Source organism: Haladaptatus paucihalophilus DX253, assembly GCF_000376445.1.
GTDB lineage: Archaea > Halobacteriota > Halobacteria > Halobacteriales > Haladaptataceae > Haladaptatus > Haladaptatus paucihalophilus.
Genome location: NZ_AQXI01000001.1, coordinates 2,180,816 through 2,195,313, shown reverse-complemented (window position 1 = coordinate 2,195,313; position 14,498 = coordinate 2,180,816). Strand labels below are relative to the sequence as shown.

General features: G+C 61.4%; 13 protein-coding genes, 1 tRNA gene and 1 other RNA gene. 7 read left to right on the top strand and 8 right to left on the bottom strand.

Annotated elements, in window-relative coordinates:
* Positions 1–161: 161 nt before the first annotated feature.
* The 3 genes from B208_RS24375 to B208_RS0112255 all read right to left on the bottom strand — a co-directional run bounded on the left by B208_RS24375 (position 162) and on the right by B208_RS0112255 (position 1,541).
* Entirely contained in the window at positions 162–320 is a 159-nt protein-coding gene (locus B208_RS24375; RefSeq protein ID WP_171970523.1) for a hypothetical protein, read from the bottom strand.
* A gap of 376 nt (positions 321–696) precedes the next feature.
* Positions 697–769 (bottom strand) — tRNA-Arg (locus B208_RS0112260).
* A gap of 196 nt (positions 770–965) precedes the next feature.
* On the bottom strand, positions 966–1,541 hold the full coding sequence (locus B208_RS0112255) for a 2Fe-2S iron-sulfur cluster-binding protein (RefSeq protein ID WP_007980071.1): 576 nt from the start codon (positions 1,539–1,541) through the stop codon (positions 966–968).
* A gap of 170 nt (positions 1,542–1,711) precedes the next feature.
* Between B208_RS0112255 and B208_RS0112250 the strand changes: the two genes are divergently transcribed.
* Positions 1,712–2,464, top strand: a complete 753-nt coding sequence (locus tag B208_RS0112250; protein WP_007980072.1) for an FkbM family methyltransferase — start codon at positions 1,712–1,714, stop codon at positions 2,462–2,464.
* Positions 2,465–2,517: 53 nt separating this feature from the next.
* Here B208_RS0112250 and gnd read toward each other — a convergent pair whose 3' ends face one another.
* Positions 2,518–3,417 (bottom strand): phosphogluconate dehydrogenase (NAD(+)-dependent, decarboxylating), encoded by a 900-nt coding sequence (gene gnd, locus B208_RS0112245; protein WP_007980075.1) that lies wholly within the window; start codon positions 3,415–3,417, stop codon positions 2,518–2,520.
* Between the two features lie 420 nt (positions 3,418–3,837).
* On the opposite strand from gnd, the gene B208_RS23865 reads away from it, so the two are divergent.
* From B208_RS23865 to B208_RS0112220, 4 genes are all read left to right on the top strand, one after another.
* Entirely contained in the window at positions 3,838–4,032 is a 195-nt protein-coding gene (locus B208_RS23865; protein WP_007980078.1) for a hypothetical protein, read from the top strand.
* Positions 4,033–4,184: 152 nt separating this feature from the next.
* Positions 4,185–6,803, top strand: coding sequence for a valine--tRNA ligase (locus B208_RS0112230; RefSeq protein WP_007980080.1), 2,619 nt, complete (start codon positions 4,185–4,187; stop codon positions 6,801–6,803).
* 67 nt (positions 6,804–6,870) lie between these two features.
* Positions 6,871–7,287 carry a CBS domain-containing protein gene (locus B208_RS0112225; protein WP_026177826.1) on the top strand — a complete coding sequence of 139 codons (417 nt, stop codon included), beginning with the start codon at positions 6,871–6,873 and terminating at the stop codon, positions 7,285–7,287.
* A gap of 39 nt (positions 7,288–7,326) precedes the next feature.
* Positions 7,327–8,424 (top strand): aminopeptidase, encoded by a 1,098-nt coding sequence (locus tag B208_RS0112220; protein ID WP_007980085.1) that lies wholly within the window; start codon positions 7,327–7,329, stop codon positions 8,422–8,424.
* 60 nt (positions 8,425–8,484) lie between these two features.
* On the opposite strand, the gene B208_RS0112215 is transcribed toward B208_RS0112220, so the two are convergent.
* Complete coding sequence (locus tag B208_RS0112215) at positions 8,485–9,510, bottom strand: matrixin family metalloprotease (RefSeq protein WP_007980087.1); 1,026 nt, start codon at positions 9,508–9,510, stop codon at positions 8,485–8,487.
* A gap of 401 nt (positions 9,511–9,911) precedes the next feature.
* Positions 9,912–10,361: RNase P RNA component (rnpB, locus tag B208_RS23045), an RNA gene on the bottom strand.
* 116 nt (positions 10,362–10,477) lie between these two features.
* Between rnpB and B208_RS0112205 the strand changes: the two genes are divergently transcribed.
* On the top strand, positions 10,478–11,080 hold the full coding sequence (locus B208_RS0112205) for a TIGR00296 family protein (protein ID WP_007980090.1): 603 nt from the start codon (positions 10,478–10,480) through the stop codon (positions 11,078–11,080).
* On the opposite strand, the gene B208_RS0112200 is transcribed toward B208_RS0112205, so the two are convergent.
* Together B208_RS0112200 and B208_RS0112195 are read right to left on the bottom strand one after the other, a co-directional pair.
* A complete protein-coding gene (locus B208_RS0112200; protein ID WP_026177825.1) occupies positions 11,077–12,216 on the bottom strand; it encodes a nicotinate phosphoribosyltransferase in 1,140 nt (379 codons plus the stop codon). The two genes, B208_RS0112205 and B208_RS0112200, sit on opposite strands and share 4 nt — an antisense overlap.
* 84 nt (positions 12,217–12,300) lie before the next feature.
* The gene (locus B208_RS0112195; protein WP_007980094.1) at positions 12,301–13,806 is read right to left on the bottom strand and encodes an Hvo_1808 family surface protein; all 1,506 of its coding nucleotides are present in this window, start codon (positions 13,804–13,806) and stop codon (positions 12,301–12,303) included.
* A gap of 115 nt (positions 13,807–13,921) precedes the next feature.
* On the opposite strand from B208_RS0112195, the gene B208_RS0112190 reads away from it, so the two are divergent.
* Entirely contained in the window at positions 13,922–14,494 is a 573-nt protein-coding gene (locus B208_RS0112190; RefSeq protein ID WP_007980099.1) for a cysteine hydrolase family protein, read from the top strand.
* Positions 14,495–14,498: the final 4 nt, after the last annotated feature.

Below are 14,498 nucleotides of genomic sequence, written 5' to 3'. Positions count from 1 at the left end.
AGGGACCACGGGCGGCCGAAACCGACGAGAAGCACGAAACTGACCATCAGTGAGTTAAACGGTTGCTAAGCGAGTTTAATACGTCGTTTCCAGCATCGTGATGCCCTGCTCTCCGAACGGATGTCCCGATAGCGAGCGGTTTCGCACGGCGTCGCGGGAGATTACCGTTTCAACCGTGCGATGGCGCTGGCGGGCGTCGAACCGGAGGCGAAGCGCCCCTCCTCGGTTCGGGCCACCCATTCGTGGCGGGAAACCTGACGAACGACGGGACACTCGGAGGGATTGCGGACCGCGTATTCTGGAAAGCACTCGAAGGGCATACGCCAACCACAGCGGCCGAAAAATTAAGTAATTGGCAGCTACGAACCGGGTAGCGCCTCCCTGAAGCGCGATATCGACGAGTAGGAACGGCGTTATTCGGGTCCATCTGGGGTTCACAGAGCTCACAAAATGAGCGGACGCGACGGGATTTGAACCACACCAAGACATTCCTGCTCGCTTCGCTGTGCGGGCTGTGACTTGTCGCCTCCAGAATCCGTCCCGGAATTCGATTTCGACTCACCGACGTTCGTCGAAACCGATACGGGCGCGACGGGATTTGAACCACGCCCAGACGTTCCGGGTCACTCACATTCGTTCGTTTCCCGGGCATGCGACTGGTCTGGTAAAAGTCCCTCGTCCGGTTCGCTCGCTGTACGGGCGCGACGGGATTTGAACCCGCGACATCTTGGTCCGGAACCAAGAACTCTGTCCACTGAGCTACGCGCCCTCAGTCTTCCGTTTGCCCACGAGGGCTTTAGTTTTGTGTCTGCGTCAACCGTCACCGTCGCTACTCGATGGTGGGCGGTCATCGTCGGAACACGAATTTCACGAGAGCCATACCGCTCGCTGGGATATGAACGACGTGAATAAGGGAGAAAGTCGGCTCTCCGGGTGAAATCGTGGAGAAACGAATGGGATGGTGTTTACGGCGTTTCGTTCGTCTCGACGCTGAGGTCCGCCTGCGGGTAGGCGGTACAGGAGAGGAAGTATCCGTTGTCGAGTTCCTCGTCGCTGAGCGTGTCGTTGTTGCTGTGAACGATGTCGTCGGGGTCGCCCTCCGCGATGCGCGCACCACAGGACAGACACTGACCTTCCCGGCAGGAGTACGGTAGGTCCCAGCCTTCGTCCTCACCCGCTTCGAGGATGGTTTCGTTGCTGGCGACTTCGATGGTTTCGCCTTCGTTGACGTACTCGACTTCGAAGTACTCGACTTCGTCCTCCGGGATTGCGGACGGGTCGAAGCCTTCGTCCTCCTCCTCGGCACCTTCATCGGCGAGTTCGCCCTCCGCACCGCCGCCGATAGCGACAGCACCGCCACCGCCGATGGACCGGTTCATCGGTTCGGGGAAGTTGGTTTCGGGAACGCTCGCCGCTCGTCGGTCGAGCACTTCTTGGGAGATGTCGTCTGCGATTCGCCACTCGGTACCCTTCGTGTAGTGCAGAGCCACCACGACGAGGGCGAGTAGTAGCCCGAGTCCCAGACCCAGTTCGTTTACCATATGGCGGTGGCTACGGAACGGTGGTTTAACAGCATTGTGATTGACGCGGGTGCGTGACGTCACCGGAGGGCGTGCGTGGGAGAGACGGACGAGTTGGACGTGGCATCGTCCGAAGACGAATCACCTCCCGAACACGCACAATTATATTCGACACGGATGGTTCTGTACATATGCCGGATGCCATCGCAGACGCGGTATCGAAACTTCCGCGGCCGGTCATCACCGCGTTACAGAACACGCCCATCGACGACCTCTATCAGTACAGCCGATACCTGACGGTCGACGTGCGAGAGATTCGATTGACGAAAGGGTCCACAACGGAGTCGCTCTACGCTCCGAAACGGTCCCACCTGTATCGGATACTCGGTCGTGGTGACGAGTACGAACCGCAGTTGACGGCCGCCATTTCCGACGAATTCGATGCCGATGACACGTTTTACGACGTCGGGAGCCAGTTCGGTTACTTCACCACGTTGGCCAAGGCGTGCGGCGTTCCGGACGACCGGATACACGGATTCGAAGCGAACGACTACCACTATCGCGTCCTGAACAGGACGCACGCGACAGACGGCGCATCCATCACACACGCCTACGTCGGGGAGCGAACGACGGCAGAGATGTTGGCGCTCGAAGCGTACGACGGTGACGCCCCGAGCGTGGTCAAAATCGACGTCGAAGGATACGAGTACAACGTTCTTCGGGGAATGGGCGAGAAACTGGACGACGTTCGCTGTCTGTTCGTCGAAATCCATCCGAAATTTTTGGCGCGAGCGAACGACACGCCACGGGACGTGTTCGAGTTGCTGCAAGACGAAGGGTTCGAACTGACCGCGACGGAGCATCGGGAGGAGAACACGTGGGAATCCCTTTCGGACGCGAAACTCCCGCAAGACCACGCGTACTTGCTCCGAGCAAAGCGGTAGCGACGCGAAAGAACCGGCGAGAAAAATCTATCCGAGGTTGAGAGTGAACCCGCTCAGTCCCGTTTGACTTCGTGGCGACCGAAGCCGTACCGGAGTCGGTTCGCCAGTCGCCGCGAGAAACGGCCGTCCTCGGGCGCGCGACTGCCGAACCGCTCGGAGAGCGCCTCGTAGATGAGCGGCACCGGAACTTCCTGTTCGAGCGCCTCCTGTACCGTCCACGTCCCTGTCGAGCCGCCCGCGATGTGGTCGGCGACGTCACCCAAGTCGGTGCCCTCCTCGCGGAACGCCTCCTCGCAGAGTTCGAGGAGCCACGAGCGGATGACCGCGCCGTTGTTCCACGTCCGGGCGACAGCCTCCAAATCGAGGTCGTATCGTCCCTCGTGGAGCAGTTCGAAGCCCTCGCCGTAGGTCTGCATCAGCGCGTACTCGACGCCGTTGTGAACCATCTTGACGTAGTGGCCCGACCCGGATTCGCCCATCCGGTCGTGGCCGTCCGGGCCGGTCGCCACGGCGTCGAATACGGGGGTCAGTTCGTCGTAGGCCCACTCTGGGCCGCCGACCATGAGCGAGAAGCCGAGTTCGGCACCCGCTGGGCCGCCGCTCGTCCCGCAGTCGAGGTACGCCGCCGAGGTGGTTTCCCCGCGGCGGACGGAATCCTCGAAGTAGGAGTTCCCGCCATCGACCACCACGTCGTCACCGTCGAGGTACGGTTCCAAGTCTTCGAGCGCGGCGTCCACCGGTTCCCCGGCGGGCACCATCAGCCAGATTCGTTTCTCCTCGCCCAGTTTCTCGGCGAGGTCGGCGACCGAATCGGCCGGTTCCGCACCCGCTTTCGCCGCGGATTCAACCGCCTCCTCGGCCACGTCGTAGGCAACGATGTCGTGTCCGGCATCCAGCGTTCTGTCCACTACGATTCGACCCATTCGCCCCAATCCGATGACGCCCAGTTGCATGGGAGTAGGTGCAGGTGGGGGAGAGGTAGGGATTGCGGTTCCCGTCGCGGGTCAGGTCACGGAAGAGTTTCGCACCGTCTTCCAAGTTGTTGGATTCGCGTACAGAGTTGAAACCAACGAAAAGAAGTATAGGACTTTTTGGAGAGAATCGTTAGTTACCGATAGTAGACAGGTGGTTGGGTTCGTGGAAACGGAGCGGAGACTGTCGGAATCGATATTTTTCCAACGCCTTATCCACCTCGGTGGCGACGATACCGATTCCTTCGTTGCGCCACTCGGGTGTGTGGACGTTTTCGCGGTGGGAAACGAACCGGGCGGCGCGGCGAATCGGACGGCGGGACAGATATCACGCGTGAGGATGTCGTGCTCCATTTTTCATCCGGGGCAAACAAATAACAAGGCGGAAGGTGAGTAGGTGGTATGGACGAGGACAGAATCGTTTGGCGACTAAATCTGATTATCGTTCTCCTTTGTGGTATCACTGTTTTCGTGGCGATACCGTATCTCCAGTTCCTCCTCACCCACTTCCCGAACTTCCTCTTCGCGGTCATCACCGCGCTCGCAACCATGGGCGGGCTCGTTCTCCTCCGGACGTATCAGACCGTACGGAGTTGATTTACGCGAGAAATGGACGGGAACCTTTATCAGCGACCACACGCAGAGTCACAAGTATGAGCGCGATGGTGTCGGTAGTACGTCTCTAGCGCAGACGGCGAGCCGATCGTGTTTCTCACCGATTCACCATTCAGCGACAGCAATTTGCAGCCATGACTGACGTTCCAAGCGATTACGAACCAGAGCGTATCGAGCAAAAGTGGCAGGAGGAGTGGCAAGACTCCGACGTGTACACCCCGGACGGTGATCTGGAGTACGTCATCGACACGCCACCGCCATATCCCACTGGAAGACTCCACATCGGACACGGACTCCAGTGGAGCTACATCGACTTCGCAGCGCGCTACCACCGCCTGCGGGGCGAGGAAGTCCTGTTCCCGCAGGGATGGGACTGCCACGGCCTGCCGACGGAAGTGAAAGTCGAGGAGAACCACGGCATCCACCGGACGGAGGTCTCCCGCGAGGAGTTCCGCCGCCTCTGCATCGAGCACACCGAAGAGCAGATAGACTCGATGAAGGAGACGATGAACGAACTGGGCTTTTCCATCGACTGGAACGCCGAGTTCCGCACGATGGACCCCGAGTACTGGGGGAAGACCCAGCGCTCGTTCGTCGAGATGGAAGAGTCCGTCTACCGCGACGAACACCCCGTCAACTGGTGTCCGCGCTGTGAGACGGCCATCGCGGACGCGGAGGTCGAAAACGAGGACCGGACGGGGACGCTCTACTACGTCACATTCGAGGGCGTGGGCAACGACGATATCGAGATTGCCACGACCCGTCCCGAACTCCTCGCGGCGTGTGTCGGCATGGCCGTGGACCCCGAGGACGAACGCTACGCCGACCGAATCGGCGAGACGTTCGAGGTTCCGCTGTTCGGACAGGAGATCGAACTCGTCGGCGACGACGACGTTGACGGCGAGTTCGGAACCGGCGCGGTGATGATCTGTACGTTCGGGGACAAACAGGACGTGGACTGGTGGGCCAGACACGACCTCGACCTCCGCCCCGTCTTCACGGAAGACGGCCGCCTGAACGAACTCGCCGACGAGTTCGAGGGCCTGACCATCGACGAGGCGAAGACGGAAGTCGCCGAGACACTGGACGAGGAGGGGTACCTGAACGACTCGGAAACCACCGAACAGTCGGTCGGCACCTGCTGGCGGTGTGACACCCCCATCGAAATCCTCTCGAAGGAACAGTGGTTCGTCGAGGTCGAACCGGACAAAATCGTCGAGAAGGCGAAGGAAGTCAAGTGGATTCCAGAGCACATGTACACCCGCCTCGAAGAGTGGGCGGACGGCATGAGTTGGGACTGGGTTATCTCCCGCCAGCGCGTGTTCGCCACGCCGATTCCCGCGTGGGAGTGCGAGGAGTGCGGTCACTGGCACATCGCCGACATCGAGGAACTGCCCGTCGACCCGACGGAAACTGGCCCCGCAGTCGGCGACTGTCCCGAGTGCGGCGGGGATTCGTGGGTCGGTGAAACCGACGTGATGGACACGTGGATGGACTCGTCCATCACGCCGCTTCACATCAGCGGATGGCCCGAGGACATCGAACTGGACGAGTTCGAACCGGTGGCGCTCCGCCCGCAGGGGCACGACATCATCCGAACGTGGGCGTTCTACACGCTCCTCCGCGTCGGCGAACTCACCGGCGAGCGGCCGTGGGATGAAATCCTCATCAACGGCATGGTGTTCGGTCCGGACGGCAACAAGATGAGCAAGTCGCGGGGGAACGTCGTCACGCCGACGGACGCCGTGGACGAGTACGGTGCCGACTCGGTTCGACAGGCGCTGGTCCTCGGCGGCCAGCCCGGAAGCGACGTGCAGTTCCAGCCGAAGGAAGCGACGTCCGCCTCGCGGTTCCTCACCAAAATCTGGAACATCCTCCAGTTCTCGGAGAACCACTTCGACGAGAACACGCCGGAGATCAGCGACCCGGCCTACCGCGACGCGGACCGCTGGATTCTCTCCCGACTGTCGCACACCGCCGAAAGCGTGAGCGACGATATGAAGCGGTATCGCTACGATAGGGCGCTTCGAACGCTCCGAGAGTTCGTCTGGGAGGACCTCGCGGACGACTACCTCGAACTGGTGAAGGGTCGCCTCTACGAGGGACGGCCGGGCGAGCGAAACGCCGCGCGCCACGCGCTGTACACGTGTGTTTCCTCCGTCGTTCGCATGCTGTCCCCCTTCTCGCCCTTCTTCAGCGAGGAGGTCTACAGCTACCTCCCCGGAACCGAAGAAAGCGTCAATCTGGCCACGTGGCCGGACGTCGAGATGCGCGACGACGAGGCCGAACTCGCGGGCGAAATCATCGCCGAGGTTGCGAGCGAGGTCCGGGCGTGGAAATCCGACGAGGGAATGGCCCTCAACGGCGAACTCGACCGCATCGAACTGTACGCCGACGCGGAGCGTCACCCCGACACCTACGACCTGAGCGAAGCGGTGAACGGCCCGGTTTACCTCGAAGAGGGACGGCCGAACGTCGAACTCGCGCCGGTCGGCGTCAGCCCCGACCACTCGTCCATCGGGCCGAAGTTCCGCGACAAGGCGGGTGCGGTCGTCGGCGCGCTCGAATCGACGGACCCCGCCGAACTCAAAGCGCAGTTGGACACCCACGGCGAAATCACGTTGGACGCCGCGGGCGAAGAGGTCACCCTCGACGGCGACTGGGTGGAAATCGAAGAGGAGTATCGCGCCGAGAGCGGCGAAGAAGTCGAAGTGCTCGAAACGGAGCACGCGACGGTTCTCGTCTTCCCGTAGACGGGCGCATCCGACGAGCCGTCGTCTTTACGTTCCGACCCGTCGTGTCCCCATTGGGGGGAGAACCATGCCAATTAGTGACATTGCTTCGATGGAAGTCATCACCGCCAAGGAAGAGACCAACCTCGTGGACATCGCGTCGATGATGAGCGAGGAGAACGTCGGGTGTGTTCCCATCGTCGACGGGAGACGTCCGGTCGGTATCGTGACGGACCGCAAAATAGCGCTTTCGCTCGCCGACGAGGCCGACGCATCGGGCCGAACGGTCGGCGACGTGATGACGAGAGACCCAATCACGATAGACGCCGACGCCAGCGTTCACGACGCCATCGAGCGGATGGAGGACGCGGACATCCGCCGAATACCGGTCGTGGAAGACGAAGAGTTGGTGGGAATCGTCACGCTCGACGACGTGCTCGTCATGCTCGCGGACGAGATGGACGACGCCGCCGACGTCATCGAGGAGCAGACGCCGCGCTTTTGAATCACCGGAACTTTTCTTTCGCTCCTCGACTGTCGTGGTATGGACGACCGAATTCACGAACACGCGGAGGTACTGGTCGACTGGAGCGCGCGAATCGAGGAGGGCGACGATGTCGTCGTCATCACGGACGAGGGAGCACACGACCTCGCCGTCGCGGTCGGCGAGGCGGTCGGAAAGCGAAACGCGAACCTGCTGACGGTGTACAACTCCGGGGAGGTCGAGCGCGCGTACCTTCGCGCACACGACGGGGAGTTCGACGAGAACCCGGCACCCGAACTGGCGATGTACGAGAACGCCGACGTGGTGCTTCGCCTCGCGGGGAGTACGAACACGACGGCACAAGCGGACGTACCGGGGGAGACGAAGCAGGCGTACAACAAGGCGCGGATGGATATCCGAAAAGCCCGACTCGACGCGGACTGGGTTTCGACGCTCCACCCGACCCGCGCCTACGCACAGCAGGCCGGGATGGCCTACGAGGAGTACCAGGACTTCGTGTACAGTGCCGTCCTCCGCGACTGGAAGTCACTGGCCGACGAGATGGCGACGATGAAGACGCTGCTGGACGAGGGCAGCGAGGTCAGAATCGTCAAGGAGGACACCGACCTCACGATGTCCGTCGAGGAGCGAACCGCGGTCAACAGCTGTGCGACGGTGGGCTACGACTCGCACAACCTCCCGAGCGGCGAGGTGTTCACGGCACCGTACGCGACCGAAGGCGAGGTGTTCTTCGACGTGCCGATGACCCTGCAAGGGAATCGCATCCAAAACGTCCACCTCACGTTCGAGGGCGGCGAAGTCGTCGATTTCAGCGCCGAAACCGGCGAGGACGAGTTGGCTGACATCCTCGACACGGACGAAGGCGCACGCAAACTGGGCGAACTCGGCATCGGAATGAACCGCGGCATCGACCGCTTTACCGACAGCATCCTCTTCGACGAGAAGATGGGCGATACGGTTCACCTCGCGGTCGGACGAGCCTACGACGCCTGCCTTCCCGAAGGAGAGACGGGCAACGAGAGCGCCGTCCACATCGACATGATAACCGACATGAGCGAAGAGTCGCGGATGGAAGTGGACGGCGAAGTGGTCCAACGAAACGGTACGTTCCGGTGGGAAGACGGGTTCGAGGAGTAGATTCGAGCAGTCGTGCCGTGAGCGAGTGAAACGAGCGAGCGGGCAGTTTTTGGCGCGGACTTACTTCCACCAGTCGCTCCGTCGGTCGCGTGCGGACGCGTGCTGGAACGGGGGTGCGAGTTCCGACTCTTCGAGCCCGAACCCGTAGCCCAGCCAGTAGCCGACGTACCAGCCGACGGCATCGGTATCGACGCCGGAAATAGAAATCGTCAGCCGGTCGTACTGCTCCAGCGCGTTGTCGTGGTCCGGGTCGGTTCCGCGGACGCCGCCGCAGGAACCGCTCGACCCCGGATTGCACGGGAGCGTATCGGGGAAGCGAATCAGAACGTCGGCGGCCGAGCGGTCGTCCGTGAAGGTAAACGAGACGTTCGACGGGACGGTTCCGTCCGCGCCGTCGGCATAGTAGTCGAGCGCGTGGCGAACCTGCTCTTTCACGGCCGGTCTGTCGTCCGTCTGGCCGAGGTAGACGGTGAACGACGCGTCCGCCCACGGGAGGTCACGCTCGCTCGCGTCCGGCAGCGGGCGGGACGCGAGCGCGGCCTCGGCGGCCATGATGGATTGCGGGGCCGAGCTGTGGTTCAGACCGAGGGTGTGGCCGAGCTCGTGTTTCAGGATGAGAATCGTCGATTCGTTCGAGAACGAATCGTCCACGTCTATCTGCATGGGCCGGGATATCTGTGCGGCCTCGGTGATGTACGGCGCACAGCCGACGGCGTGGTCCACCCGGGGACAGCTCTCGACGGAATCGACGAAGTTGATAACGAGGTCCGGATTCTCGGCGTCCGGGACGAGTTCGTACTGAATCGAGTACCCCGCGTATTTCGCGCTGTGGCGCTCCCAGTAGTCGAGCGCGCGTCGAACGTCGTCGGTATACCCACGCGTGCCGTCACTCGTATTGATAGCGACCGTCACCGGACCACCCCACGGATTCGAGCGATCCGCGACCGTCCCCGTTTCCGTCGCGGTCCGCGTTCCCTGCATCGTTGGGCGGTCAGTCGCGGTGTGCGTCGTCGTTCGGTCGAACTGTGCACCGGCACAGCCCGCGAGAACGAGACAGACGACGAGCATGAGCGCGCGCCAGTTCATTGGTACAGTTTCGGTTCGTCGTACTATCAAACCTTCCGCCTTCGGAAACCGCGGGCGAAACAAACGATCCGCGCGAGAGATACTTAGACGGACCCTAATCGCGTATTTTTCACGCGACTATCGAGCGGTAATCACGGATTGAACGAGTATGAGAGACATTTCCAATCATTCCATAGAACCTTTCAAACCGACTGTCAATCGTTTAGAACCGTTCAATCCGTTATTTTGCTGTTGAAACGAGAAACTGTGCATAACCATCGTTCTTACTTATTGGTGGTGGAATCATTGTCCGAATTGGGCAGCATGACGTACATCAAAGCAAGCGCCGCCTTGGCGGTCGTGGCAATAGAAATACTCGCTGGGGTCGCATTACTGGCAGTCGCGTTCGGAATATGAATGATGGCTGAGGGGAGTAAGCCCCCTTCTGTTCGACCCAGTATTCGGCTCAGCGTCCGAACCATCTCCGGACGAGGTCCGGAGGCGCGTCGGAGTGTATCCGACGGCGCGTCCGGGCTACCAATATGGCACGGACTTGCACCGGCAAGGATTCACCGTTCCATCCATTCTTCGCGGTCACCGCACTGACAGCGCCAGCGCGGTCGCGTGATGGCATCGCCATCACGCTTCCCTCGGTGGGTTAACTTCCTCCCCTTACGGGTCGGTTCGCACACCTCATCGGTCGCGCGAAGCGGTCTCGTTTCTGTTCCAGAGCCAGTGGTCTCCCACTCCGGACTTGCGTCCGGTTGCCTACCCGGCTGGTGGGGGGACTTTCCTCACGTAGGTACCGGAAATCGATACCGTCCGCACGCGACGAGCGCCGCGTGCACCGCGGAAACCGGGCTCCCTCTGCCGAAGAAAACTAGCCGTTGCACGCGTTTAAGCCGTTCGATACTGGTAGTCACGTCCCCTTAAAGCTGGCCAGATTGAAGGGAAGCGTTGAAGATGTTTCTGTGCATAAGCTACCTGTATGTCTGAGGCACAGGCAGTAACCCTCACCTACGAGGATGGCACGCGCGCGGTCGAACTCGCACGGGAGGCCGTCAATTCCTACGTTATCAACGGACAACGAGAACAACCGGGAAGCATGCGAGAGGCGTTCTACGCACGCACCGGCGTCTTCGTCCGGCTCGAATCCACCCGTGGTCGTGGAAGCCTACGCGGGTGCGCAGGTGCCTACGACACGAGCGAACAGTTAGGGCACGCAATCGTCGATTCGGCCATCGCGGCCGCGAGCGGAGATTCGTGCGGGTCGGAGATCGAACCCGCCGAGTTGTCGAATCTCAACATCTCCGTGTTCATCGTCGAGGACACCACGTTGTCGAACGACCCGGCGAACGACATTCGGCTCGGACGACACGGAGTCGCCGTCGAAGGTCGCGGCGGCGAAGCGTGGATGTATCCGACGCTTCCGGTCGAGCACAACTGGAGCAAATTCGAGTATCTCGACCGAACCTGTCGAAAGGCGGGTCTCCCCCACGGCGCGTGGGAGGACGACGACGTGATGGTAACGATCGTCGACGGACCGGTGTTCCGAGAGCGAGAGCCGGAAGGGAGTATCGAGCGAATTTAAAATTCGACCGCTGTCGCGTCGTCGATAGCCCGCCGAGCAGCGGCATCGATATCGAACTCCCGTACCAGTTCACCGTCGCGGATGAGCGGCTGTAGCAACTGCTCGCCCGATGCCTCGTGTCGCGCAAGACCGACGTGATGGCCGCCATCGGCGGTTCGATAGACTTGTTTTCGACCGGAGAGTTTGCCGCGCTTCGAGACCGGTTCGCCGTCCACTTCCACGATGTCGAGCGCGAAATCGATCGGTTCCGCGTTGCTGACGTAGCTCCCGACGCCGAACCCGTCGGCGATGCCATCGAGTTGCCGGAGCTCGTCCGGTCCGAGACCGCCGCTGGCGAAGATGTCCACGTCCGCGAAGCCGTGCGAATCGAGTTCCCAGCGGAGTTCCCGAAGGATGTGCTCGAAGTCGCCGCGCCGCGACCCCGTGGTATCGATACGAACGCTGTCCAAATCGTCGCCGAGCGCGTTCACCGCGCGGAACACCTCGTCCTTTTCGTCCGAGAAGGTATCACAGAGCGCGACCCGCGGCACGTCCTCGCCGACCGCGGCGTCGAACGCGCGCCACGCGTCCTCCTGATTGCCCGCACCGAAACAGAGCATCAGCGCGTGGGGCATGGTTCCGCCGGGTTCCCGTCCGAGCACCTCGCCCGCGGCGACGTGTGAAAAGCCGTCCAGACCCGCGACGAGGGCGGACCGTTCGACGACGGCCGCGATGGACGGGTGGACGTGGCGCGCGCCGAAGCTCAGGACGGTCGAATCGGGGGCCGCGAGTCGTGCTTCGAGCGCGTTCGTCGCCATTCCGGACGCGTGCGAGAGGAACCCCAACAGCGAGGTTTCGTACCGCGCGAAGTCGAGGTAGTTCCCCTCGATGGACATGACCGGCCCGCCGTCGAACAGCCGTCCCTCGGCCATCGAATCCACGTCTATCGGAAGTCCTTCGAGGAGGTGCGCCGCGTCTTTCACGCCGGAGAGGAGTTCGAACTCGCCGGTCGGGAACTGGTCGGCGGTCACTTCGGCGACGACGTGCGGGTTCTTTCCGGCGGCTTCGAGCGTCGTCTCGGTGCGAAGGAAGTAGGCATCCGTCGCGGTTCCGTCTCGAATCGACTCCTCGGGAACCACGTCGAATCGGTCGCTCACGCGAACCACCTGTCTTGCATATCGGGGGTATTCCCCGCGAGAGAGAAAAAGAACCGGATTCGTCGGTCGAGGGAAACGCGGAATCTACGACGCCGCGTTACTGTGGACGTTCGAGAGGTCGGAAACCGTCGGCGCGTTCACGATGACGACGGTGTTGCCGTTCTGTCGAACCGAGAAGGCGTCACCGAAGCCGGTGCTGTCGGGCACCGTCCACGTGTTCTGCTTTCCGTCGACCTGCTTTGCGTGGTGGTAGTTGAGCAACTTCTCGTACGCGTCCACGAACTCGCTGGCGTCCTTCTTCGAGTCCCACTTCGTCTTGAAGACGTAGCCGGTCTCGTTGTTGCCCGCGTTGTCGTTCGTGTAGACGACTATCTTGTCGCCATCCCACCCGTTCGTGGGTTTGCTCTGATAGTTGAGCGGGTCCACTTTTTGCATCTGACCGTCCGCGTTCCGGTTGAAGAAGTTCCGTGACGGGATTATCTGCGTTTTCCCCTGGCTCTCGAAGTAGGGATACATGAACATGGCGAAGAGGCCGGTTTCGCCGACCTCGCCGTAGTTCGGTCGCCCCTCCGGTTGGAGGCGCGTCCAACCGTCGCTCGTCGAGTCCTGCACGGAAATCGTGGACGGTTCGTCCTTCTGGTACTTGTCCGGGTGGATAATCTGCTCCGTGCTGGCGGGCGGGTTGGAGTAAACGTCGTTGACGCCCTCCCAACCCGACTGGTTGCGGACGTGGCGCACGAAGACGGGACCGTCGCTGTAGGGCTGGTATTTGATGAGGTACGGCCCGTAGTTAGCGAGTCCGCCACCGCTTCCGCCCTGCTTGGTGTCGGAGAAACACGTTCCTTTCCACTCGTTTTGACACCGCTCGTCGTAGAGATATTGGACGTTGTTGGCTTCACCTTCGAGCAGGCCATCCACGGCGTTGTGCCGTTCGCGGGTGGTCTGGTCGAACGAAGAGAGGTTGAAGTGCTGGTCCTGAAGCGCGTGCGTGAGTTCGTGGGCGAGCGTGCTCTCGCTCACGTGCAGGTTCTCGTTGTTGTTCGAGACCAGCACGATGGACTTCTTCGACGGACTGTAGAAGCCGCCGATGGACGACCCCGAGTTCTGGTTCTGCACGCCGATGGAGTCCGTCGATTCGCCGATCATGAACAGCGATTCGTACTTCACGTTGTCGAACAACCGTCGGTTCGCGGGCGTGCTGCGGTTGTTCTGATCCTGTCGGAACTGTTCGCGGGAGATAACTTTCACGGGAACCGTGCTCGTGAACTCCAAGTCCCGTATCCGCTCGTCGCGGGCCATCGACCGATTGACGATGGCAGCGATTTCCGACTTGTTCAGCCCGTCACTCTGGTCTATCGAGAGGGTTTCGTTGTACCAATAGCCGTTCTCCCAGCCGAGAACGTCCGATTTGGGGTCCGGTGGATGGACGGCTTTCTCGGTATCCGGACCGGAAACCTCGGTACTGGGACCTTGAGTCGTTTGGGTTACGTTCGGGCCGCTCGTCTGCGTGCTCGTACTCGTTCCGGGGGCTTGCGAACAGCCAGCGAGGACGAGCATGAGAGCGACCGCCGCTACGGTAATCGTTCGCATTATCGTGCGTGTAAACTAGGGCTACTATGTAAAAAAGCTCTTGAAAAAGAAACGAAATAAATCGGCCACCCCGGCGGACGAAACCGTTTCGTAAAAACCGACCGTAGTGACGAACATGAACGTCGATTCCGATTCGACCGCCGTCGTCGTCGTCGATATGCAAAACGGGTTCTGTGACCCCGACGGGAGTCTGTACGCACCGGCCAGCGAGGACGTCATCGAACCGATTCAGGAACTCCTCCAGCGTTCCCGCGAGGCGGGGGCGTCGGTCGTCTTCACCCGCGACGTGCACACGCGGGAACAGTTCGAGGACAACCACTACTACGACGAGTTCGACCGCTGGGGCGAGCACGTCATGGAGGGGTCGTGGGAAGCCGACATCGTGGACGATTTCGACGTCCGCGAGGACGACCACGTGGTGACGAAGTACACCTACGACGCCTTCTACCAGACCGACCTCGAAGGGTATCTGAACGCCCACGACATCCACGACCTGCTCATCTGCGGAACGCTGGCGAACGTCTGCGTGCTTCACACCGCCGGAAGCGCCGGACTGCGCGACTTCAAACCGATGCTCGTGGAGGACGCCATCGGCTACATCGAGGAAGACCACCGCGACTACGCCCTCGAACACGCGGCGTGGCTGTTCGGCGAGGGCGTCGAACTGGACGACATCGAATTCGAATAAGAAA